This window comes from Syntrophotalea acetylenica (assembly GCF_001888165.1).
Lineage (GTDB): Bacteria > Desulfobacterota > Desulfuromonadia > Desulfuromonadales > Syntrophotaleaceae > Syntrophotalea > Syntrophotalea acetylenica.
Map to the genome: position 1 here is coordinate 1,437,205 of NZ_CP015455.1, position 22,589 is coordinate 1,459,793.

Annotated in this window: 18 protein-coding genes and 1 pseudogene; 7 read left to right on the forward strand and 12 right to left on the reverse strand. The window is 60.8% G+C overall.

The window, feature by feature from the left end; all coding sequences use genetic code 11:
- Nucleotides 1-3 precede the first annotated feature (3 nt).
- The 4 genes from cpaB to A6070_RS15345 form a co-directional block, all read right to left on the reverse strand.
- On the reverse strand, nt 4-837 hold the full coding sequence (gene cpaB, locus A6070_RS06610; protein ID WP_072287587.1) for a Flp pilus assembly protein CpaB: 834 nt from the start codon (nt 835-837) through the stop codon (nt 4-6).
- A 111-nt stretch (nt 838-948) separates the two neighbouring features.
- Nucleotides 949-1,557, reverse strand: coding sequence for an A24 family peptidase (locus A6070_RS06615; protein WP_072287588.1), 609 nt, complete (start codon nt 1,555-1,557; stop codon nt 949-951).
- Nucleotides 1,558-1,624: 67 nt separating this feature from the next.
- Complete coding sequence (locus A6070_RS06620; protein WP_072287589.1) at nt 1,625-1,807, reverse strand: Flp family type IVb pilin; 183 nt, start codon at nt 1,805-1,807, stop codon at nt 1,625-1,627.
- Nucleotides 1,804-2,028, reverse strand: a complete 225-nt coding sequence (locus A6070_RS15345) for a hypothetical protein (RefSeq protein ID WP_145926440.1) — start codon at nt 2,026-2,028, stop codon at nt 1,804-1,806. Before A6070_RS15345 ends, A6070_RS06620 begins: the two co-directional genes overlap by 4 nt.
- Before the next feature lie 485 nt (nt 2,029-2,513).
- Here A6070_RS15345 and A6070_RS06625 point away from each other — a divergent pair, with 485 nt between their 5' ends.
- Nucleotides 2,514-2,996, forward strand: coding sequence for a GtrA family protein (locus tag A6070_RS06625; protein WP_083558796.1), 483 nt, complete (start codon nt 2,514-2,516; stop codon nt 2,994-2,996).
- A 26-nt stretch (nt 2,997-3,022) separates the two neighbouring features.
- Here the strand turns inward: A6070_RS06625 and A6070_RS06630 are convergent.
- The 3 genes and pseudogenes from A6070_RS06630 to lexA all read right to left on the reverse strand — a co-directional run bounded on the left by A6070_RS06630 (nt 3,023) and on the right by lexA (nt 7,973).
- Nucleotides 3,023-6,054, reverse strand: a pseudogene (locus A6070_RS06630) (DNA polymerase III subunit alpha).
- Between the two features lie 82 nt (nt 6,055-6,136).
- Nucleotides 6,137-7,303, reverse strand: coding sequence for a Y-family DNA polymerase (locus tag A6070_RS06635; protein WP_072287592.1), 1,167 nt, complete (start codon nt 7,301-7,303; stop codon nt 6,137-6,139).
- Between the two features lie 61 nt (nt 7,304-7,364).
- Entirely contained in the window at nt 7,365-7,973 is a 609-nt protein-coding gene (gene lexA / locus A6070_RS06640; RefSeq protein ID WP_072287593.1) for a transcriptional repressor LexA, read from the reverse strand.
- A gap of 256 nt (nt 7,974-8,229) precedes the next feature.
- Here lexA and A6070_RS06645 point away from each other — a divergent pair, with 256 nt between their 5' ends.
- Nucleotides 8,230-9,378 carry an aldo/keto reductase gene (locus A6070_RS06645; protein ID WP_072287594.1) on the forward strand — a complete coding sequence of 383 codons (1,149 nt, stop codon included), beginning with the start codon at nt 8,230-8,232 and terminating at the stop codon, nt 9,376-9,378.
- An 18-nt stretch (nt 9,379-9,396) separates the two neighbouring features.
- On the opposite strand, the gene metF is transcribed toward A6070_RS06645, so the two are convergent.
- From metF to A6070_RS06660, 3 genes are all read right to left on the reverse strand, one after another.
- A complete protein-coding gene (metF, locus tag A6070_RS06650; RefSeq protein WP_072288174.1) occupies nt 9,397-10,305 on the reverse strand; it encodes a methylenetetrahydrofolate reductase [NAD(P)H] in 909 nt (302 codons plus the stop codon).
- Between the two features lie 106 nt (nt 10,306-10,411).
- Nucleotides 10,412-12,124, reverse strand: coding sequence for an alpha-glucan family phosphorylase (gene glgP, locus A6070_RS06655; protein WP_072287595.1), 1,713 nt, complete (start codon nt 12,122-12,124; stop codon nt 10,412-10,414).
- 145 nt (nt 12,125-12,269) lie between these two features.
- Nucleotides 12,270-12,737, reverse strand: coding sequence for an RrF2 family transcriptional regulator (locus tag A6070_RS06660; RefSeq protein WP_072287596.1), 468 nt, complete (start codon nt 12,735-12,737; stop codon nt 12,270-12,272).
- Nucleotides 12,738-13,190: 453 nt separating this feature from the next.
- On the opposite strand from A6070_RS06660, the gene A6070_RS06665 reads away from it, so the two are divergent.
- From A6070_RS06665 to A6070_RS06685, 5 genes are all read left to right on the forward strand, one after another.
- Nucleotides 13,191-13,574, forward strand: a complete 384-nt coding sequence (locus A6070_RS06665) for a VanZ family protein (protein WP_072287597.1) — start codon at nt 13,191-13,193, stop codon at nt 13,572-13,574.
- Entirely contained in the window at nt 13,571-16,258 is a 2,688-nt protein-coding gene (locus A6070_RS06670) for a PD-(D/E)XK nuclease family protein (RefSeq protein ID WP_072287598.1), read from the forward strand. The genes A6070_RS06665 and A6070_RS06670 overlap by 4 nt, the downstream gene beginning before the upstream one ends.
- Nucleotides 16,249-19,605 carry a UvrD-helicase domain-containing protein gene (locus A6070_RS06675; RefSeq protein ID WP_072287599.1) on the forward strand — a complete coding sequence of 1,119 codons (3,357 nt, stop codon included), beginning with the start codon at nt 16,249-16,251 and terminating at the stop codon, nt 19,603-19,605. The genes A6070_RS06670 and A6070_RS06675 overlap by 10 nt, the downstream gene beginning before the upstream one ends.
- A 94-nt stretch (nt 19,606-19,699) precedes the next feature.
- A complete protein-coding gene (locus tag A6070_RS06680) occupies nt 19,700-20,215 on the forward strand; it encodes a hypothetical protein (protein ID WP_072287600.1) in 516 nt (171 codons plus the stop codon).
- 147 nt (nt 20,216-20,362) lie between these two features.
- Nucleotides 20,363-20,638, forward strand: coding sequence for a DUF4242 domain-containing protein (locus tag A6070_RS06685; protein WP_072287601.1), 276 nt, complete (start codon nt 20,363-20,365; stop codon nt 20,636-20,638).
- Between the two features lie 67 nt (nt 20,639-20,705).
- Here A6070_RS06685 and A6070_RS06690 read toward each other — a convergent pair whose 3' ends face one another.
- A complete protein-coding gene (locus A6070_RS06690; RefSeq protein ID WP_072287602.1) occupies nt 20,706-21,419 on the reverse strand; it encodes an ATP-binding protein in 714 nt (237 codons plus the stop codon).
- A 256-nt stretch (nt 21,420-21,675) separates the two neighbouring features.
- Nucleotides 21,676-22,242: a DNA-binding protein gene (locus A6070_RS06695; RefSeq protein WP_158514033.1), complete on the reverse strand. Its 567-nt coding sequence runs from the start codon at nt 22,240-22,242 to the stop codon at nt 21,676-21,678.
- Nucleotides 22,243-22,589: the final 347 nt, after the last annotated feature.

Below are 22,589 nucleotides of genomic sequence, written 5' to 3' on the forward strand. Positions count from 1 at the left end.
CATTTATTTAGGGGCGGGAACCTTATATTCCTTGCCCGCTTCATCCCCGCGAATGACCTCGACAGTGAAGCCCGCTGGCGGCGGCGTGTAAACTCTTGGTTTTACAGTGCGGACAGGAGCCCTTTTTACCACTTTCCTGACCGGTGGCGGAGTCGCTTTTTCAACTTCCTTTTCGTCGAGGGGGTTGCGCAGCACCAGTTGAATCGGCCCTTCGTGGGTTTTTTCCGCAAGCATCTCCGCATCCTCGGGAGCGATTTCGAGGGTGACGGTGCGCACCACTTTGGGTTTGCCCTCTTCAATGAAGGTCTCCTGGGCGATGGCCAGAACTTCGACCTTGCGCAGGAAGGTTTTGGCGGTGCGGATGTTGCCGGATTTCTGATCGATGGAAATGATGTCGACAAAGGTGTTCGGCAGAATAAAGCCGCCGACACCGACCACCTCGTCGACCCGAATGGCCATGGCGCGCATGCCGGGTTTGATCATCGCTACCAGGCCTGCTCCGGAGTTGGGTGCGGCCAGCTCCGCGGCGAGGATCGGAGTGCCCGCCACCATTTTGGAGACGGAAACCCGACCCACCACCTGCTCGACGTTTTCAAAGGCTCCCTGAGGGACGTTGGCTTTGGGCCATGGGGCGGTGGTCAACTGGGTTTTGTCGAGGCGGGTGCCAATGTTGACATCCGCTGCCGCGACCACAATTTCGGTCATGGACATGGCCGTGGTTGGGGAAGTGTCCGTTTGTGTCGCTTTGGTCGACAGCCACTTGTTGACCAGTATGACAGCAATGACCCCGAATATGACGGCCAGTGCCAGGGCGATGATGGTGCCATATTTTTTCATGCTGGGCCTCCTGTGAAACGGAAAAGGAAAATCGGACTGCTTTTTCAAGACACAGGGGTTTAAACCCTGTGCAATCCTCCGATATAGAAAAACTCGCCGAGGCGGCTTGTTTCACCATAGGGAACCCCAAAATGTCTGGGCAAAAAATCCAAAGGCGATAGCCGTGGCGTAAGGGAACCGGTTTGATGACCGGTTGACCGGTCTGCTGAAACTTTTGAAGTCACGGGTCAGGTATGCATTTTTCAGTGACGATATGTAATGGCGAAGCTGGACCCTGCTACCTGGGTTTGTGAGATGGAATAACAGGCCCAACAGTCCGCCGATAATTCCCATGTAAAGAAATAGCTGGAAAGTTATATCTGGTCCCAGTAAAGTGCCCAGCGCTGTTAGCGCCTTGACATCGCCGGCGCCCATGCCCCCCATCAGGAAAGGAATCAGAAGAAGTGAGAGACCGATGGTAAATCCTGTTATGGAAACCATGATGCCGGGCAAGCCAGAAATGGCGATGTTGGTGCTTAATCCGATAACAATAAGAGCTAAAGTGAAAATATTGGGAATTTTGGAATACAGGGTATCTGATGCACAGATAAGGAAAAGGTAACTTGAGGCAGCCAGAATGAAAATATTCGTGGGATAGCAGAAAATAAACAATATGGCCATAACCATGGCTGTTAGGCCAAGGGCATAGCGCATAGATTTAAATAAATCAATTTCTATCATTCCGGCTGCCTCAAGTTTAAACTAACTTAAATTCAGACAAACTCATTACTCGGGAAAATTACCTCTACTACGAATTTGGAATCCTTGTAGCGATATTGTTAAAGGTTTGCTCGACCCTATTGCCAAGCAAGGTAATTGCCCCGATTGCAACAATGATAATCAGAGCCAGCATGACGGCGTATTCGGTGGCGGTGGCCCCCTCTTCACTACGAACCAGTTCCCTCATTTTCTTCAGTAGCATGTTTTTCATCTGTTTCCTCCTTTTTGATCTGGGTGATGGCCTGCTGCCCCGGTGATTTGAAGCACCTCCTGCTGCAAATCATTCGGACCGGTTGCGGTTGTTGATTGCCGCGCCTGTTGGTAATCGACTTTACTTACTTTTTTATCACATTTTTTCGGTTTGTCTGCTGCCCGATGAATGCAATTGGCATTTTTCAATTTGAGGTTAGCTTGCAAATTAAAGGTTGTCAAGCTAGTATATATGCACCCGAAGTCATTCTGATGACTTGTGTTTCGTGATTTGTGGTGGGTTGTCGAGATAGCATGGGTGGCGTGGGGTTGATGAGCGGCCTTATCTATTCAACTTTAAATGGGTTTATGTATCCGTTTATATATCCGTAATGCAGGATTTATTTAAACAGATCGCATCGTTATGTTTTTGAAGGTATAGCATAAGGATTCGAAACAATCGGAAAAACGAGGCATGTCTGGTAAAGATTCTCGGGTTGGATATAGTTTGTATCCATCCGGGATACTCCGGATGGATACAGCGTAGTTTTCATATGGGAAACGAGCAATTTTTCGTTGTGGCAAGGAAATCAAGGGGGCGCGCGGAGGCGTACATCGGTACGCCGCACAAGCAAGCCCGCGGATTGACGCCGCCACGGCGGAAAAGGGCCGGGTCCGGATGAAAGCTAGATTAAACATATTTGAGGCAGGGGCGTATTGGGGACCTTATGATTTCAGACACTCGCAGGAAGCTGCTAAGATTCGGGATGGTCGGCATCGCCAATACGCTGGTGGATTATGTAGTCCTGAATCTTCTGGTGCTGGCGTTGGGGATTATTTCGTCGGCGGGCTTGGTCTTGTGCAATATCGCCGCTTTTTTCGGCGCGAATCTTAACAGCTATGTTTTGAACAAGCGCTGGACCTTCGAGGATCGCAGTCATTGGTCGAAAAAAGAATATCTTCTGTTTCTGTTCTGTTCCCTGGGCGGTCTCGGCATCAACTGTCTGGTGCTTTACTTTTTATCCTCCGGTGTTTTCCCCGAGACATTTTCTTTTTTCATGCACCTCAATCTGGCTAAATTATCCGCCTCGGTGGCCAGCATGGTCTGGAACTTCTACGCTTACAAAGTGTTTGTTTTCAGCCCCCGGATTGGCGCGGACGAAGGCGCCTCGGGGCATTGCGGCGAGCGGGTCAAGTCGGCGCTGCGTTGAAAAGCCGGTGCATCCTGTTTGTCGTTTCATTCACGCCTTTTCCCGTTCTGATCTTCCTCATCCAGAAATCCCAGCCACATGACATTGACGGTCGCCACGCCGAATTCTTCTTCGACCACGCCCTTGATCAGGTAGGGCCGCGGTTGACCCAGCTTTTTGCAGAAGCGGGCATAGGCGGCGGGGAAAAAGGTGGCGTCGAACAGCGCGGTGGCATCCTCGAAGGTGGCGAATTCCATCGGCTGGCCCTTGCCGGTCCGGATCGGTTTGCCGGTGACCCACCATCCGGCCAGAGTAACATGGCGGCCGACCCAGCGTTTCAGGTCGGAGGCAGGAATCAGGCGACGGTTGCGGATGATGGCCGCGAAGGGCTCGAGCGGGTGACGGGCTACGGGCAGGCCGAGGGTTTCAAGCTCCTGGCGGTGCAGGGTTGCCTGGTCGTAAGCGGGCAGGGTGGGCGATGGCGGCGGCTCCGCGATGAACAGCTGGCCGTTGTCCCGCTCGGCCGGGCGCTGGTGAAGGTCGAGCAATCGCCAGATCAGACGGGGGCGTTGTCGGCATCCTTCGAGGGCGTCGAAACAGCCGGCTTTGATCAGGGTCGTGACATCGGCGGCCGGCAGCTGTGGCAATCGCCGCAAAAAATCCTCAAAGTCCCGGAAGTCCCCCCCCGGTTACGCTCCCGCAGGATATGTTCGGTGGTTTGGCGGCCTGCGGACGCGATCTGCATCAGGCCGACGCGCAACCGTTGCCCCTTGCCGTGGTAGGCCCAATCGCTGACGTTGATGTCGGGCGGCAGGATGGTCAGGCCCAGGCGGCGCGCCTCGGAAAGATAACCGAGGGTCGTGTAGTAACCGCCGCCGTTGGAAATCACCGCCGCCATGAATTCGGCCGGATGGTTGGCTTTGAGCCAGGCGGCTTTGCAGCTGACCAGGGCGTAGGAAGCCGAGTGGGGTTTGCAGAAAGAGTATCCGGCGAAGGACAGCACCTGCCGCCACACCTTGCTCAGCACCGCCTCGGCCACGCCGCTGCGTGCCCCGCCGTCCATGAAGCGCTGGCGCTGGTCGTCCAGGGACTGGTCCCGGTCCTTTTTGCTGATGATTTTGCGGAGCCGGTCGCCTTCGCCGGCGCTGAAGCCGGCCAGGGCCATGGCGATCCGGGTGATCTGCTCCTGGTAGACCGCCAGCCCGTAGGTTTCATCGAGAATCGGCGCCAGCAGCGGATGCAGATGGCGCCAGGGTTTGCCGTGCATGCGGGCGACGAATTCGCGGATGAAAATGTTGGCCGCCGGCCGGATGATCGATGATGCCATGACCAGATGTTCGAACAGGGTGTCTTCATCGGGCAGGGGGCGGCCGTTCCACATCTTCTTCAGCAGTTGGCGGGTGGCCGGTGATTCAATGTAAAAGCAGCCGATGGTGTCGCCGGCGCAGAGCAGGGCGCGGGTCCCGGCATCGGCCAGCGGCTGCCAGTCCCGATAGTCGATGGTGTTGCCCGTATGGCGGGCGACGGCTGCCAGGGCGTCGCGGATCACCGCCAGGGAGCGGTTGCCGAGAATGTCGATCTTGACCAGCCCGGCCGCTTCGGCCTGGTCTTTTTCCCATTGAATGAGGGGCCGGCCGCTGGCGGACAGCTCCACCGGCACGTATTGGCGGATGTCGTCGGGCACGATCACCAGCCCGCCGCAATGCTGGCCCAGATGGCGCAGCGGGCCGTCGAGACGGCTTGCGATGGCGAGGATCCTTCGCCAGTCGCTGCTGCGGGATTCTCCGCAAAACAGGGGGTGGCTGCCCATGGACGCGATGCCCCGTTGCGGTGACCCGTGGCTCGACAGTCTGCCGGTAACCGCCTTGATTTCGTCGGCGGGGATGCCGAACACCTTGGCGACTTCCCGCACGGCGCCGCGGCTTTTGAAGCCTATCTGGTTGGCGACCATGGCGGCCCGGTCCGTGCCATGGTGCCGGAAGGCGAAATCGATGACCCCGTCCCGCTCGTCCCAGGGAAAATCGATGTCGATATCGGGGGGATCGATGCGTTCTTCGTTGAGAAACCGCTCGAAAAACAGGTTGTAGCGCAGCGGGTCGACGTGGGTGATGCCGAGGCAGTAGGCGACCAGGGAGGCGGCGGCGCTGCCCCGTCCGCAGGTGCGCGGCGAGCGTTTTGCCAACTCCTCCACCACCAGAAAATAATGGGCGAACCCTTTGTCGCGGATGATGGTCAGTTCCTTGTCCAGTCGCGCCGTGATTTTATCATCCAGACGGCCGTAACGCCACAGGGCGCCTTTTTGTGCCCGTTGTTCCAGCAGGGCGGCGGCCTGGCGATCCGCAAGGTCGCGGAAACGGGGAAAGATGGTTCTGGAAAAATCCCACTCCGTTTGACAGTTGGCGGCGATGCGGGCGGTGTTTTCCAGCGCTTCGGGACAGTGGGGGAACAGCGCTCTTATTTGCGCTTCGGTGCGCAGGAAATCGGCGGTCGCCGCGCAGTCTCCGGGCCTGAGGCGCGGCAGGGTGGTATTGCCGGCGATGGCGCGCAATACCCGGTGCGTTTCGATGTCCTCATCGCCAAGATAGACGGCACGGGTTGTGGCGACAGGGGGCAGTGCCAATCTGCGGGCCAGGGCCATGGCCCGCTCCATATGGTGGCCGGGGGAAATCTCGACATACAGGCCCGCGCGACTTTGCTCCGCAAGTGTTTGAAGCAATGTCACATCATCGCTGAGGATGTACAGCCCCTCGCGGAAAGTCGTCAGGGCATCGGCAAGATCGAAGGGCTGTCGTGCATGCAGGGCCGAAAGCAGGCGGCACAGAACGGCATAACCGTTCTGATTCTTGACCAGCAGCACCGCCCGCTGCGTTCCGCTGACCGCTTCGGCGCCGATCAGAGGAGCGATGCCGGCTTTTTTCGCTTCCTCGACAAAACGTGGAATGCCATACAGTCCGTTGCGGTCGGTGAGCGCCAGATGGGTCATGCCCGCGCTTCTGGCAGCGGCGCACAGGACAGCCGGCGCGTGAAGGCCCCAGTTGGGAGAGTAGGCCGAGTGTACGTGGAGATGGGTGAAGGACATGGTTCAGGCCCAAGGTCTGAGGAATACGGCCGGAACGCGTGACGCATGACGCGAAAGCCAATGACAAGTGACCAATGACGATTTATCCTCTCAGATTTCGTCCCCACTGGATCGTTTCATGGCCGAACTGCCGGCGCAGCCGATCCAGGGCGGTTTGCAGGGGTTCGGTCTGTTCGTTGATTTCCGGATCGGCGAACAGCGGCATCTGCCGTGCCAGGATGGCGAGACGGTCGCAGCCAAGTTGCAGGGCGCGCAGGCGCACGCGGCGCTGCCAGGTGCGCTGCAGCAGCTGGTCGGCGGCGCTCATGAGTTGCCGATCGAGGGTCAGCGGCGTGGGAAAGGAAGCGGTTTTCCGCTCGCACGGACCGTCGATGTAACGCACCTGCAGGCCCAGCCGGGTTGCGCCCCTGCCAAGATCGCGCAGACGCCATCCACAGGTTTCGGCGAGACGCCCCAAAGCGGCGCGCACCGCCGTGTCGTCGTTGTCGGCCTGCGCCAGCAGGGTCTCTTCGACAATGGCGGAGGATCGCCGCGGCGGACATACCGGACTCGGATCGATACCCCGGGCGCGTTGATGCAGCAGGGCGGCAAAGGGGCCGCAGACCGGCGTCAGCTGGGACACGGAAAGGGCTGCGATATGTTCGATGCGGCGCAGGTTGAGGTCTTCCAGCAGGCGGCTGCCGCGCATGCTGCCGACGCCGGGCAGGGCCGACACGGCCAGCGGCCCGATGAAACAGCCTTCGCTGCCGCGCAGCACGTCGCAAATGCCGGGCCGGTGCAGGTAGTCGGCGGCGATGCGCGCCACCAGTTTGTTGCCGGCCACGCCACAGTTGGCCGGCAGTCGCAGGCGTTCGACGATATCCCTCTCCAGTCGGGCGGCGATGTCCAGCGTGGCGCCAAGCAGGCGGCGGCTGCCGGTCAGGTCGATGAAAAACCGCCCGTGCGGGCCGGGTTCCCACAGGGGGCTGCATCTGGCGGCCAGTTCCGCGAAGTGCCGCTGCGCCCGCCGCGCCGGTTCCACCCGCGGCGGCAGCAGGCGCAGGGACGGACAGCATTTACGCGCCAGGTGTACGCTCATGCCGCTATGCACCCCGTCGCCACGGGCTTCGGCGGAAACGCAGCGCAGCAGCGCCCTGTCACTGACGCCGGCAGCCACGGCGACGGGGCGGTTTTTGAGGCTCGGGTCGATGGCGCGCGCCAGGGCCACATCGAAGTCGGGGATGGCTATGTGCAGAATGTCGCGGATCATGCGCAAGGCTAAAAAATCCTGAAAAATCCTGAAACGCTTTGGCTCTTGAACGGTGCGCGGATCACGCCGTTCGGTAATGCCGGATCACGCCGACCACCACGCCTTCGATGCGGAAGGTTTCCGCATCGCTGACGGCGATGGGCTGCATGGCGGGGTTGGCCGGGTGCAGCTCGATTCGATCGCCGCGCCGGTGCAGGCGCTTGACCGTGGCTTCGTTGTCGAGCAGCGCGACGACAGTCTGGCCGTGCTCGGCGGTGGCCTGTTTGCGCACCACCACGTAATCGCCGTCGATGATGCCGTCGCCGATCATGGAGTCGCCGGCCACGCGTAGCACGAAATGCTCGCCCGCTCCCACCATGGAAGGCGGGACCTCGATGCTGCCGGGAGTCTCGATGGCTTCGATCGGCTTGCCGGCCGCCACCGTGCCGGCCAGCGGCAGTTTCAGGCCGCGCTCCTCGGCGGCGCGCAGCTGCAGGCCGCGTCGGGCATTCCAGTCACGGTCGAGCAACCCCTCGCGCTGCAGGCGCACCAGATAGTTCTGCACCGTGCCGAGGGATCGAAAGCCGAAGGCCCGGGCGATCTCCTGCTGGGAAGGCGCGAACCCCCGGGTCTCGATGTGCCGGGCGATATAGTCGAAAACCTGTTTCTGTTTGGGGGTAAGGGGACTCATGCGGCCTCGCTGTCTGGTTGTCGGATGCTGTAAGTGTATGCGTAAGTTTTGCGTAAGTCAAGGTTCAAGGGGCAAGGGCTTTCGGGACGCGGTTTGCGGGATGCGGGACGCGGAAATCCGGGTTCGGGAGAACGCGGGGCTTACAGCTCACAGCTTTCTCCCCCCCTCCTGCGCGCCTTGACAGTTTTGGGGAATGTTCCTACTCTGACTGAAGTTGTGTCCGTTTTTGTAAAACAGCGATGCGGAAGGGTTGTTTATGAAATATCGCACGATGGGGCGTTCCGGGGTGGAGGTGTCGATTCTCGGCCTTGGCTGCATGCGTCTGCCGGTTGTCGACGGCGACGAGGGCAGGATCGATGAGCGGCGGGCGGAGCGGGTGCTGCGGGTTGCCATGGAGAAAGGCATCAATTATCTGGATACGGCCTATCCGTATCACAAGGGGCAGAGCGAGGCGTTTCTGGGGCGGGTCTTGCGCGGCGGACTGCGCGACAAGGTGCGCCTGGCGACCAAGCTGCCGTCCTGGGCGGTGAAAGTCCCGGCCGATTTCGACCGTTTCCTCAACGAGCAGTTGCAGCGGTTGCAGACCGATCACATCGATTTTTACCTGCTGCACACTCTGAAGGCCGACTGGTGGGAAAAACTCTGTCGCCTGGGGGTGCTGGATTTTCTCGACCGGGCGATCCGTGACGGGCGCATCGGCGCCGCCGGTTTTTCCTTCCACGATGAACTGCCGGTGTTCAAAAAAATCGTCGATGCCTATGACTGGAGCTTCTGCCTGATCCAGTACAACTACATGGACGAACAGGTTCAGGCCGGCAGGCAGGGGCTGGAGTACGCTGCCGCGAAGGGTCTCGGGGTGACGGTCATGGAACCGTTGCGCGGCGGGCACCTGGCCCGCGCCGCCGCTCCTGATATTCAGGCGCTCTGGGACAGTGCCCCGGTGCGCAGGACGCCGGCGGAGTGGGCGCTGCGCTGGGTATGGGATCATCCGGAGGTGACATCGATACTCAGCGGCATGAACGACCCGGCCCAGGTGGAAGAGAACTGCCACATCGCCGCACAGGCCGACCCGGGCTCTTTATCCGTGCAGGAACGGGAGCTGATCGCGCGGGTGCGCGATACCCTGCGGCAGCGCATCAAGGTGCCCTGCACCGCCTGCGGCTATTGCCTGCCATGCCCGGCCGGGGTCAACATCCCCAGAATTTTCACGATTTACAACGATGGTTTCATCTACGATGACATGCTGTTTGCCCACCGCGCCTACACCATTACCCTGAACGCCACCGCGCTGGCCGACCATTGCACGCGCTGCGGCCAGTGCGAAAAGCACTGCCCCCAGCGCATTGCCATCATGGACATGCTGGAGGAATGCCATCGCGTGCTGTCGAAAAAACCGGAGGACTGAGGATGCCGGCGGTGTGTTTTACTGAGTGTTCGCGTTGAGGCCGAGGCACTGGAAGATCTGCCGCGTGGCGTCGGAGTTGTTGAGGGTATAGAAATGGATGCCGCGCACCGCGTTGTCGAGCAGGTCGCGGCATTGCTCCGTGGCCCAGTGGATGCCGATGCGGCGTACCGCTTCCGGGTCGTTCTGGCAACGCTCCACGGCGCGCAGCAGCGGGGCGGGGAAGCGTGCGCCGGCGGCCAGTTCAGCCATGCGTTTCATGCCCTCGACCGAGGCGATGGGCATGATGCCGGCGATGATCGGCACCTTGATGCCGCCCAGTTCGCAGCGCTCGCGAAAATCGTAAAAGTCCCGGTTGTCGAAGAACAGCTGGGTGCAGATGTAATCGGCGCCCTCGTCGATTTTGGCCTTGAGATGGTCCATTTCCAGCAGGCGGTTGGGGGTGGCGGGGTGTCCTTCCGGAAAGCCGGCCACACCGATGCCGAAACCGCGCCGGTCGGGATGGAGGCCCTCGTCGTTGAAGCGGCGGATGAACCGCACCAGGTCGGCGGCGTGGGGAAAGGCGTCCTGCGAACGATCATAGCCGGGCATGTCCGGCGGCGGGTCGCCGGCCAGCGCCAGGATGTTGCTGATGCCGGCCGCGGCGTAGCGTTCCAGGATCCGGCGGATTTCCTGCTCGGGGCTGCACACGCAGGTCAGGTGAGGGATGGGGTCAAGAGAGCTGTCTTCCCGGATGCGCATCACCAGATCGTGGGTGCGTTCGCGGGTCGAGCCGCCGGCCCCGTAGGTGACCGAGGTGAAATGGGGTTTCAGCGTTTCGAGCTGGCGGATGGTCTCATACAGACGCTGCGCCGCCTTGTCCGTTTTGGGCGGAAAGAACTCGAAGGAAAAGGTGGTGGCGTGGTGGCTGAAAATATCCTGAATATGCATGAATGAAAAGTCCGGGACAGAGGTCAAAACATCGCGGGTCGGCACGTCATCTTATCCGCTGGCCGGGCGCGGGTCAATTGTTCAATGTTCCCGGCCCGGATAATGTTCAGTGGCAGTAGGCCTCGGTGACGTAACGGCGCATCATGACGTGGGTATTGAAATAGTAGGCGTTTTTGCCGATGGCGTTTTTCATGACGCGGATCCAGCCGGCCCTGTCCTGGTAATACAGGGGCATGATGGTGTTTTCGAGCTTGGCGTAGAGATCCTCGACGTCCTCGGCGGTATGGTTCTGGCTTGTGGAGTTACCCTTGGAGGGCGGCCCGATGGACCAGCCGGTCACGCCCTCGATATGGCCCTCGATCCACCAGCCGTCCAGTACGCTGAAGTTGGGCACGCCGTTGATGGCCGCCTTCATGCCGCTGGTTCCCGAGGCCTCGAGGGGGCGCATGGGGGTGTTGAGCCACAAATCGACCCCCGGGATCAGGCGGGAAGCGACCTCCATGTTGTAGTTGGGCAGGTAGACCATGCGGATGCGGTCCCGACAGGACGCGATGACCTCCATGATGCGGTGGATCAGTTCCTTGCCGGGGGTGTCATGCGGATGCGCCTTGCCGCCGAAAACCAGCTGCAGTTTTCCTTCTCCGATCCGCAGCAGGCGTTCCAGATCGGTAAAGATCAGATCGCCCCGTTTGTAGGTGGCCACGCGCCGGGCGAAGCCGATGGTCAGGATATCCGGATCCAGCTCGATGCCGCAGGTCTCGGAGATGTATTGAAACAGATAGGCTTTGGCGCCGCAGTGCGCCTCCCATATTTCCGCGTCGGGGATGCTGTCGACCCGCACCAGCATTTCCGGTTCGGTGGCCCAGCTGGGCAGGTAGCGGCCATAAAGGTTGACGAAATAGGGTGAGGTCCAGGTGAAGGGGTGAATGCCGTTGGTAATGGCGTGAATCTCGAAACCCGGAAACATGGCCTGGGAAACCTCGCCATGCTTTTTGGCCACGCCGTTGACGTACTGACTGAGGTTCATGGCCAGCAGGGTCATGTTGAGCTGCTCCTGGCCGCCAAGGCCCTTGAGAAGGTCGAGGGGGATTTCATGGTCCAGGATGCGCTCGACCAGTTCGTAGGGAAACTGATCATGGCCGGCCCGCACCGGCGTATGCGTGGTAAAAACGCATTTGGAGATAACTTCGCGGGTGTTCCAGGAATTGCGCTCGTCCCAGGTGTCTTCCAGGGGGCGGCGGCTGCGGGTCAGCAGTTCCAGGGTCAGCAGGCTGGCGTGCCCCTCGTTCATGTGATACTTGCGGATACTGAAGCCGAGCTGCGCGAGCAGCCGGGCGCCGCCAATGCCGAGCACGATTTCCTGTTTTAAACGGTAGGCCTGGTCGCCCCCGTAGAGATAATCGGTGATGCCGCGATCTTCATCGGCGTTGCCGGGGATGTCGGTGTCGAGAAACAGTACGGGGACCTGGCCCCGGCTCGGGCTGGTGACGCGGTACAGCCAGGCCTGCACTTTCACGTCCCGCCCTTCTATACTGAGCAGGGTTTTGGCGGGCAGGCACTCCAGCAGTTTTTCCGGATCCCAGGTGTTGGGGCTCTCCTGCTGGCGGCCCTGGTCGTCGATGGTCTGCAGAAAGTAGCCCTTGCGGCTCAGCAGGGTGACGGCCACGAGGGGGATTTTGAGGTCGGCGGCGGTTTTGATGGTGTCTCCGGCCAGTACCCCGAGGCCGCCGCTGTAGGTCGGAATTTCGGCGGTAAGGCCGATTTCCATGGAGAAATAGGCGATGCGCTGTTCCGTAAGGAATTTTTTCCAATCACTCATCGGCGAAGCCCTGACCGTGCAATGCAGAAAAACCGGGGACGCGGCTGGATTCGTAACAGGTTAAACGAATTTCGCCCGGGGTCAACAACAAAGGCCGGCTGGTGTCGCGATGCAGCCCGGCCGTTGGCGAGTTTTTGCGACGCCATCAGATATAGTACATGAAGCGGTGATCACTTTCCCGTTTGACGCCCATGTCCTGGCCGCGTTCACACAGATCCTGCAGGCTCATGTGCTCAAAAAAGCCGTTGAGATGCGCTGTGGCTTCGGTCCAGACGGTCTGGGTGACGCATTGGCCGTTCATGGTGCATCCGGTTTTGTCCCGGGGAGCCTCGCAGGCGCAGGCAACCAGCAAGGTGTCCCCCTCGGCCGCTTCGACGATCTGGCGGATACTGATCTGGTCGGGCTTACGAGTCAGGAAATAGCCTCCCTGAGGGCCTTTTTTGCTTTTCAGGATGCCCGCTTTTTTGAAGTTCTGGAATATCTGTTCCAGATAGCGGGGAGAAATCTCCTGACGCCTGGAGATATCCTTGATCTGGGCCGGCTGGTTGCCGGCGTTGTAGGCGATGTCGAATAATGCCCTCAGTCCATAACGGCTTTTTGTCGATAGTCTCACGGGTTTCCTCACAAAAGAACCGGCTGTTTTTCGCCAGGCAGCCGAGAGTTCAACGGTTTTTATCTCAACAAAGGATCATGCATCCCTGTCATCGCGGCGAGAGGCACGTCTCGGATCTTGACCGCGCTTTGTGGTCCATCCTTGTTATCATAAAAGGAGATTTCCCGCAAGTTTTGTCAACAAATTGATTCCGGCCGCTCCAGGCGACTGGTTTTGCGCATACATCGACCTTTTCCGCATGATGACATCAAAGCGCGCGGGCGCCATGGGTTGATGGATTGTTTAACCAGAAATCCAGCGATGGGACCTGCCTCTTTTTTTTTGCGCTGAAATAGGCTACCTTGGCCCAGTCGCCAGCATGGTGACCGTTTTTTCATTGTCGCGCACCGCCAGTCGTTTTGTCCTTCTGCCGCCTGTCGCAGCCTCCGCTGCGGGGCCGTCACTCAGGTTTATATGATCCGGATTCCCGCAGGCCTGCGTCTTTTTCTGTTTATCGCCTTTGCCCTGGCGATTCTGGTGTTGTCCGTCATGCCGAGCCCTCCGGAGATGATTCAGGAGGTGCTGTCCTGGGACAAGGCGCAGCACGCCCTGGCCTATGCCGTTTTCACGCTGCTTGGCGGCTGGGCGCTGACGCCCGTTTTTGGCGCTCCCCGCGCCTGGCGGCTGGCCTTTGCCCTTGCCATCGGTTACGGGCTTGTCATTGAAGTGCTGCAGGGGCTGGGAGGGCGTCGCTCCCCCCAGCTTGCCGATGGCGCGGCCGACATTATTGGCGCGGCGGTTGTCTATCTGATCTGGTTTGTTGTTGCCCGTTTGCGCCAAAAGGGATCCTGCCCATGAGTGCCGTTACCCTGGATATAATGGTTTCCCGTCTTGAGCAGGGGGCGCTGGTGCTGACTGTGAACAAGCGCCTGGCCCGCTACCTGCGACAGACATATGACCTTCGTCAGCGTCAGGCGGGGCACAGTGTCTGGCAAAGCCCCGCGGTTCATTCCTTCGACGGATGGCAGCGACGCCTGTGCGCCCGCCTCGGGCTGGATGACAACACGCTTGACCCGGTTCAGGCCCAAAGGCTCTGGGAACGAGCCATCGAGGACGATCCGGAGGCTGCCGACAGTGGCCTGCTTCGGATTGCGGAGGCCGCGAGGCAGGCAGGCAAGGCCCATCTGCTGTTGTGCCAGTACGGCGCGGATTTCCCGGCCGGGGAAGGAGGCGCGGACCATCGGGCCTTTCTGCGTTGGCGTCAGCGTTACAACCAGCTCTGCCTGGAAGGGGGCTGGGATGATCCGGCTTTGCTGCAGGGCCGTTTTCTGCAGGCGCTGCAGGATGACGCGGTGTCTCTGCCGCATGAAATATGGCTGGCCGGGTTTGACGACTGTCCGCCGATGGTCACCCGGTTATGCGCGATTGCCGAGGCACGGGGCGCCACCGTCCGGCACTGGATGCCGCCAGCCAGCCCCCGGCGCGAAGCCGGTCTTGCCGCTTTTGCCGATGTGGAGCAGGAGGTGCGTGGCTGCGCACGCTGGGTGCGGCGGATGCTGGAGTGCCAGAGCGGGAGCATCGGCGTCATTGCCCTGGACATGAGCGGCTACCAGGACTGTCTGCAGCGGATTTTTTGCGAAGAGCTGTCTCCGGGGGCGCTGCTTCCCGGAGCCGGACCGGAAAAGGTCTTCAACCTGTCCCTGGGAAGGCCGCTGGCGAAGGAGGCCATGATCGTCGCGGCTTTGGAGTGGCTGTCGCTGGGCCATGTCGTGCCCCTCGACACCCTCGGTTACCTGCTGCGCTCCCCGTTTATCTGGGGACACCTCGTCGAACAGCATTCCCGGGCGCTGCTCGACCGCGAATTGCGCAGCCTGCGCGCAGGACAACTGCCTTTGCGGCAGGTCGTCCGTTTTGCCCGGCAGGGATTGCGCAAAAAAATCGGTATTTCGGACATCCTGGCCCGACAGCTGGATGCGGCCCTCCATATTCTGCCGGACTCGAGCCCGCGTCTGCCCGGGGCCTGGGCGCGGCAGTTCGCGCTGCTGCTGGAGGCCTGCCAGTGGCCCGGAGATCGCAGCCTTGACAGCCGGGAGTACCAGATTTTTACCGCCTGGAAGGAATTGCTGGCCGGCATGGCGCGTCTCGATCCGGTTTGCGAACCGATGAAGCGTGGGGAGGCTTTGGGGATACTCAGACGACTGGCGGCCGATACGGTTTTTCAGCCGGAAGGTTCCGCGGGACGGGTTCAGGTTCTGGGCGCGCTGGAGACGGCTGGCATGCAGTTCGATGCGGCCTGGGTGCTTGGCGTTCACGAGGAGGTTCTGCCGGCACCGGCGCGCCCCCATCCGCTGCTGCCCATCGAATTGCAGCGCCGTTTCGGCATGCCGCATGCCGATGCCGTCCGGGAACTCGATTTTGCCTGCAAAGTCACCGAGCGGCTGCTGGTGTGCGCTCCCGAACTGGTCGTAAGCTGGCCATTGCAACTGGATGGCCGCGAACGGCACCCGGCTACCCTGGTGCGGCACCTGCCGCAAATCCTGCCGGAACTGTCCGAAAGCCGCTGTCCTTCCGGGTTGATCAAAGCCGGGGACGCTTGTCTTGAAAGTCTGATCGACGCTGCGGGGCCGCCTGTTCCGGCTAGCGCCAGGATTTCGGGAGGCACCGCGATTCTCAAGGATCAGGCGCTTTGCCCGTTTCGTGCCTTTGCCCGGCACCGCCTGGGTGCAAGGGGGCTGGATACCGCCAGTCTCGGCTTTGACGGTCTTGACCGGGGTTCGCTGGTACACCGTGTGCTGGAATGGTTCTGGGAGGACGTCAGGGACTGGTGGGCATTGACGGCCCTGCCGTCGGAAACGTTGAGCGGAACTCTCGCCGGTTTGGCCGAGCGGGCTCTGGAGGAAATGGAAACGGAACGTCGGATAGCACTGCCACCCGGTCAGAAACGGCTGGAACAGGAGCGTTTGCTCGCCTTGCTGCAGGAATGGCTGCAGGCCGAGGCGCAACGTCCGCCATTTACAGTGGAGACGCTCGAATCCTGGCATCGTGAGACCTTCGGGGCGTTGACGTTGCAGACGCGCATCGATCGCATCGACCGCCTGGCCGACGGATCGCAGATTATTATCGATTACAAGACGGGGATCGCTTCAGTTGCCGACTGGCTTGGAGACCGGCCGGTGGAGCCGCAGTTGCCGTTGTACGCCATGGGCCGCGGCGGGGCAGGGCCCGCCGCCGTGGCTTTCGGAAAACTGCGCCGGGGAGACTGCGGTTTTATCGGCATCGGGCGCAGCGGCGAGCTGCTGCCCGGAGTGGCCGCGGCAAGCGGACATCGCCTGCTTGCCGGGTCGGAGATTGCCGACTGGGAAGGCTTGTTGCGTTCCTGGCGCCTTGCCCTGCAACAACTCGGCGACGATTTTTCCCGTGGCAAGGCCGTTGTCGATCCCGTCGACAGTCGCCGGGCTTGCGAACGCTGTGATCTGCAGCCTTTATGCCGCTTGTCGGAACGGGACGCCATGCTCGGGGGAGATGACCTGTCATGCAACTGAGATGGACTCAGCCGCCGGATCTTGCCGCGCGTCAGCAGGCACTCAACCCTTTGGAATCCTTTATCGTTCAGGCTCCGGCCGGCAGCGGCAAGACCGAACTGCTCATCCAGCGCATCCTCGCTCTGCTCGGTGCGGCGGCGCAACCCGAAGAGGTGCTTGCCATCACCTTTACCCGCAAGGCTGCCGGGGAAATGCGGGATCGTCTGGTGGCGGCACTGGAGGTCGCTCAGGGGCCAAAGCCGCAAGCCGATCATGCCGCCACCACCTGGCGGCTGGCGCGGGCGGTGCTGGCCAACGATGCGCGCCGCGACTGGCGGCTGCTGCAGAATCCCGTGCGCCTCGGGGTGCAGACCATCGACAGTTTCTGCGCCGCTCTGGTGCGCCGCATGCCGTGGCTGTCCCGTTTTGGCGCCGGCGCCTCGGTTGTCGAAGACGCCGGGGATCTCTATCGCCAGGCCGCCGAAAGGGTTTTGGGCCTGGCCGATGACGATAGCCTTTGCGGTGCGTCCGCCCGTCTGCTCCTGTCGCATCTCGACAATCGCATGGAGCGGTTGCGCGACCTGCTGGCCGGCATGCTCTGCCGGCGGGATCAGTGGCTGCGGCATCTCTGCGGTTTCCGGGCGGAGCAGCGGCGCGGGCTGCTGCAGGGCGGCCTGCGTAACCTGGTGGACGCCGAACTTGGCCACCTGTACCAGCGGTTGGACCCCCGGCAGCGGCAGGAGATGGCGCGCCTCGGCGCTTTTGCGGCTTCGAATCTGCAGGATCAAGAGATCGAAAACGGTATCCGCCGCCTGGCCGGGCTGGACGATTTTCCCGCAGCGTCGGCGGATTGTTTGCTGCAATGGCAAGGGTTTGCCGAGCTGCTTCTGACCCGTGCCGGCACCCTGCGTAAACGTCTGGATAAAAATTGCGGGTTTCCCGCCGGCCGGCAGGAGCCTTTGGCTTCCATGAAGGATGCCATGAACCGGCTGCTGGAGGAACTTGCCGCTGCGGACGGCGTGGTGGAGGGATTTGACAAGGTTCGCGGTTTGCCGCCGGTGGTTTATGAGGAGGACCAGTGGCAGGTGCTGGAGGCGCTCACCGCACTTTTGCCGCGCGCCGTCGCGGAGCTCTGGCTGATCTTCAGGGAGACGGGGCAGTGCGATTTTGTCGAGGTTGCCCTTGCCGCGGACCGGTCCCTCGGCGAGATGGACGCGCCCACCGATCTGCTGCTGCATCTCGACAGCCGGATTCGCCATATCCTGGTGGACGAGTTTCAGGATACCTCCTGGGGGCAGTTCATCCTGTTGAAAAAACTGACCGCCGGCTGGCAGCACGGTGATGGCAGGAGCCTGTTTCTGGTGGGGGATCCGATGCAGTCCATCTACCGTTTCCGCGAAGCGGAGGTCGGCCTTTACCTGGAGGCGCGGCAGGCCGGGCTGCATCAGTTGCCGTTGCAGCCGCTGTACCTCACCGCGAACTTCCGGAGCCAGCAGGGGATTGTCGAATGGGTCAACCGTGTCTTTCCGGTCCTGTTTCCCGAGCGTGAGGATGCGGCCCTGGGCAGCGTGACCTATGCTCCCTCGGTCGCGGCGCGCGAAAGCCTGTCGGGCACGGCGGTGATGTTTCACCCCCAGGCGGAGCGCGACGACCGCGTCGAGGCCCTGCGGGTGGTGGAACTGGTGCGCCAGGCGCGCCGCGATGATCCGCAGGGCACCGTCGCCGTTCTGGTGCGGGCGCGCAGTCACCTCAGGGAAATCCTGCGCGTTTTTCAGCAGGAGGGGCTGCGGTTTCGCGCCCAGGAGATCGATTCTTTGAAAGACAGGCCCATCGCCGGCGATATCTGCGCGCTGACCCGCGCCCTGCTGCATCCCGCCGACCGTGTTGCCTGGCTGGCGGTGTTGCGGGCGCCATGGTGTGGTTTGAGCCTGGCCGATCTTCACGCGCTTTGTGGCGACATGCCGGACGCCACGCTCCCCGAACTGCTGCGGCAACCGAAGCGGCTGGCGCTGCTTTCCGGCGATGGCCGCAGGCGCCTGGAACGCTGCCTGTCGGTTTTAAACCAGGCTCGCGGCCAGCGCGGGCGGGTGCCGCTGCGCATGCTGGTGGAAGGGGCCTGGCTGGCTCTCGGCGGTCCGGCCTGTCTGGATGAGGCAGGCATGGCCGATGCCGCCACGCTGTTCGGGGTACTGGAAAGGCTCGATCATGGCGGTGACTTGCTGCCGTTGGAAGATCTGGCGGCAAAGCTGGACAAGCTGTTCGCCGCTGCCGATCCCGCAGCCGACGACACGCTGCAGGTCATGACCATCCACAAGGCCAAGGGACTGGAATTCGATACCGTCATTCTGCCCGGATTGGGCCGCAGCCCGCGGGTCGAGGATCCGCCCCTGATGCGCTGGCTCGATCTTCCCGAAGCCGGGTTGCTGCTTGCGCCTCTGGCCCCTCTGGACGGGCAGAGTCGCGATCCCATCTACGATGCCATCGGTCGGATTGAAAAGCAGAAGAGCGATCTTGAAGTTTCACGGGTTCTTTATGTGGCGGCCACCCGGGCCAAAAAGTATCTTCATTTGCTCGGGTACGCATCGGTTTCGGCCGCCGGAGATTACCGCCCGGCCTCCGGATCTTTTCTGGAAAAGCTCTGGCCGGCCGTCGAGGCCTGTTTCCAGGGCCTGCCTGCGGAAACGCCGCTTGCCCCGGTCTCGCCGGCATCAGTCATTACGGTGCGGCGGTTGGCTTGCGGATGGACCTTGCCGGAGCTGCCTTCCGGCTGCGACGATGCAGCGGTGGACATTCTGCGGCCCTCCGCGACCGCGACGCATTCCGGACCGGAAACCCTGCTGCCAGAGACCGAGGATGGCCGCCACATCGGAACGCTTGTGCATGCCTGCCTGGAGCGTATCGCAACGGATGGGCTCGATGGGTGGGACCTCGCGCGGGTGGAAAGGCAGCGGCCGAACTTCATTCATCGTCTGGCCCGCTTCGGCGTGGCCCGGGATCGACTGGCCGGGGCTGTGGAATCCGTCGTGACGGCCCTGGTTCTGACCCTCGGCAGCGACCGTGGACGCTGGATTCTCGGCGAGCATGCGCAGGCGGGCTGCGAGATAGCCCTGTCCGGTGTGCTGGATGGCCGCCTGGTACATGCCGAAATCGATCGTACTTTTGTGGATGGCGCTGGAGTCCGGTGGATCATCGATTATAAAACCGTGGACAGCAGGGATGGCGACAGGGAAATCTTTCTGCAACAGCAGGCGCAAATCTACCGGACGCAGCTCGACATCTATGAGCGTCTGTACCGGGCGATGGATCCGGGGCGCGAAGTACGGACGGCATTGTATTTTCCCCTGTTTGATGGTTGGATTACGTTGTAACCCCGGTATGCTATACGGGCCTGCCGGAACCTGAAAAGCCGGATTTGCCGGCTGCGCTTGTTCTTTTTCTTGTTTTCGAAAAGGAGATGTTTCCATGAGACTCGAAACGGTGATGGTCGTGTTCGGTGTGCTGGTCATGCTGAGCGGGTGCGGTAAGAAGGAAGAAACAGTTTACTCCGGCGAGGAGGGCGATGTTACCGTAACGCGGGATGCCGCTGGAGAACCCGACAAAGTAACGGTAACCGGAAAGGAAGGCACCGCCACTATGGAATATGGCAAAACCGTTCTGCCGGAGGATCTTGGCATCTCTCTGTATCCCGGCGCCACAGCGGGGCAGGGCGGCACGATGCAGTTTGAAAACCAGGCCGAGCAGGGGGCCGGCTCGGTTTTTTCGGTTTCCGTGCATAGTAACGACGCGATCGACAAGGTGGCCCAATACTACAAGGAAGAGCTGAAAAACCAGCAGCCCCGGGTGTTCGAAATGGCCATGCCGACCGGCAGGATGGTGACCCTGACCATCGAAAAAGATGCCACGGTCAAAACCATCGTGCTGTCGGAAAACGGGAAACAGGGCGGCACCGACATCCAGATTTCCCGCATCCGGGAATAGCGGATTCCGGCCGTGTCGCAGCCATGCGGCATTCCGTTTTTTTTGATTGCTTCCAGGCCGGAAATGAGGCATTTTGAAACAGTGTTTGATGGATTGCCACCGATCCGATCGTCATGTGCCTCTTGCCGCCAAGGAAAGGAAAAAAACATGCCCAAATTCATCATCGAACGGGAGCTTCCGGGTGCAGGCAGCCTTTCTGCCCAGGACCTGCAGAACATTTCCCAGTCTTCCTGTGCGATCCTGAACGACATGGGTCCCCGGATTCAATGGCTGGAGAGTTTTGTTACGGCCGACAAGATTTATTGCGTGTATATCGCTCCCGATGAAAATGCCATACGGGAACATGCCCAAAAAGGCGGTTTTCCCGCCAACAGCATCGCCAGAGTAACGACGGTTATCGGACCGACCACCGCGGAAGATTGATCCGCCCCGCCCCTGAATTTAAAAGCCCTGGCCGGCAGTCGAATCGGCCAGGGCTTTTATTGTCTCGTCAGCGCCGCTCTCCGCGAATGCCGATACATACTTTTTGCAGCTCAAGCGGGCTGCCACTTGTTGCCAGAGCCTGCTGCGCCAGCTGTACCAGCCCCGAGCAGCAGGGTACTTCCATATAGGCTACGGTCAGTGACCGTATCTGGTTCTGCGACAGGATGGCCGCGAGTTTTTCCTTGTACTCCGCGGCATCGTCCAGTTTGGGGCAGCCGATAAGCAGCACCTTGCCGGCCAGCAGTTCGCGATGAAAATCGGCGTAAGCAAAGGGGGCGCAGTCAGCGGCCAGCAGCAGATCGGCCTCCTTGAGGAACGGCGCCGTCACCGGAATCAGTTTGAGCTGTACCGGCCAGTTGCCCAGCGCCGACGCCTGCGGCGCCTGCGCGTCCGCCACGACGGGAGTCGGCCGGCTCAACGACATGGTGCGCGCTGAAGGACATCCGCCATGCCCATGTGCCGGGGGATGGGCGGTGGCGGTTTTGCCGCCGAGTTTTTCCGTTACCGCGGCTTCATCAAAGGCATCGGCTTCGCGGGTCTCGATGTGAATCGCGTCCTGAGGGCAATGGCCGAGGCAGGCGCCGAGTCCGTCGCACAGGTTGTCCGCCACCAGGCGTGCCTTGCCGTCAATGATCTGAATCGCGCCTTCGGCGCAGGCCGGTACGCAGAGACCGCAACCGTTGCATTTTTCTTCATCGATATGAATGATATTCCGTTTCATGCTCTATCTCCCTTCGCTCAGGCGTGGCAGTGTTGTTTGTTGATTCGTTGACTGTATCCTTCCACAAACGGCCGGAGGCTCCCTTGACAGGTGTCAAGAATTTGCTTTTTCCCGATTTTCGTCGTGACGGGGTTTCCTTGCCGCGTGGGGGAACGGTTTGCGGCAGGCAGTGGTTTATAGAGTGGTTTTGCGAAGGGAAGGGTGCGTGAATCGTGGTTGACCGGCGGGGCTAACCGCCCGGGGAAGGGCTTGATCGTTAAAACTCGAAGGTTTCCTGCTGGGCGTCGTCGCAGGTGCTGGGCAACGCGGGTTTGGCGACCGTAGCGTTGCGGGGCGGACGGGACCGGTTCTGTTGACGCTGCTGTTGCAGTTCGCCTTCCAGGCGCACGGCATTGTCACGAGTTTGCTCCAGGAGCAGCCCCTGTTGTCGAAGCTCCTTTTGCAGCAGGCGTATCTGGCCGTGGGCCTTCTGCAGTTGCCCTTCGAGTTCCAGGATGCGCGCCATCGCTGCGGCGCGGGCGGCTTCGGCGCGGCGGCAATTTTCATCGTTTTGCTCAAGGCGGGCATTTGTGTTCAGCAGAGTCCGTCTGGCGTGGTTGCGCAGTTCCCGTTGCAAAGCCTCTAGCAGCTGGTCCGAAATGCCGGGATGGTCGGCGTCTTGGCCCAGCTGTTCGCCTTGCCAGCGCTGGTAGTGCTTGAGCACGGTTGACATCGAACCACCGGTGAGAGCCTGAATCGCCCTGACCGTGACCTTTTTCCGGTTCTGATGCAGAGTGACGATGGCTTCGGTGACCTGCTCGTAAAGGATGCCGTTTCTGGGCATGGTTGGATCCCGCCTCCGTTGCAGCTGTTTCGCTTTTCCGGGAAAGCGTCGCAGTTGATCCGCGAACTTCAAAAGAGTCCGCACGGAATAATAACTCGTATCCATCCGGAAACTCCGGATGAAAGCTGACTCAACAAAAATATTTCTGCCGTTGCTTTCCCGAATGCCGGCAGCAGGATAAAATGAAAAAAGACTTCATCCGGAAACCCCGCGCAGGCACAAAGCCCTGCCGGCGCCCGATCCGGAGGCCGGATCCGGGTATGCAGCATGAAGTGCAAGTATAAAAGAATCAAATTCTTGCGGCAAGCACGTCTTTTCCGGCATTCGCGATTCTTTGGAACAGGGGG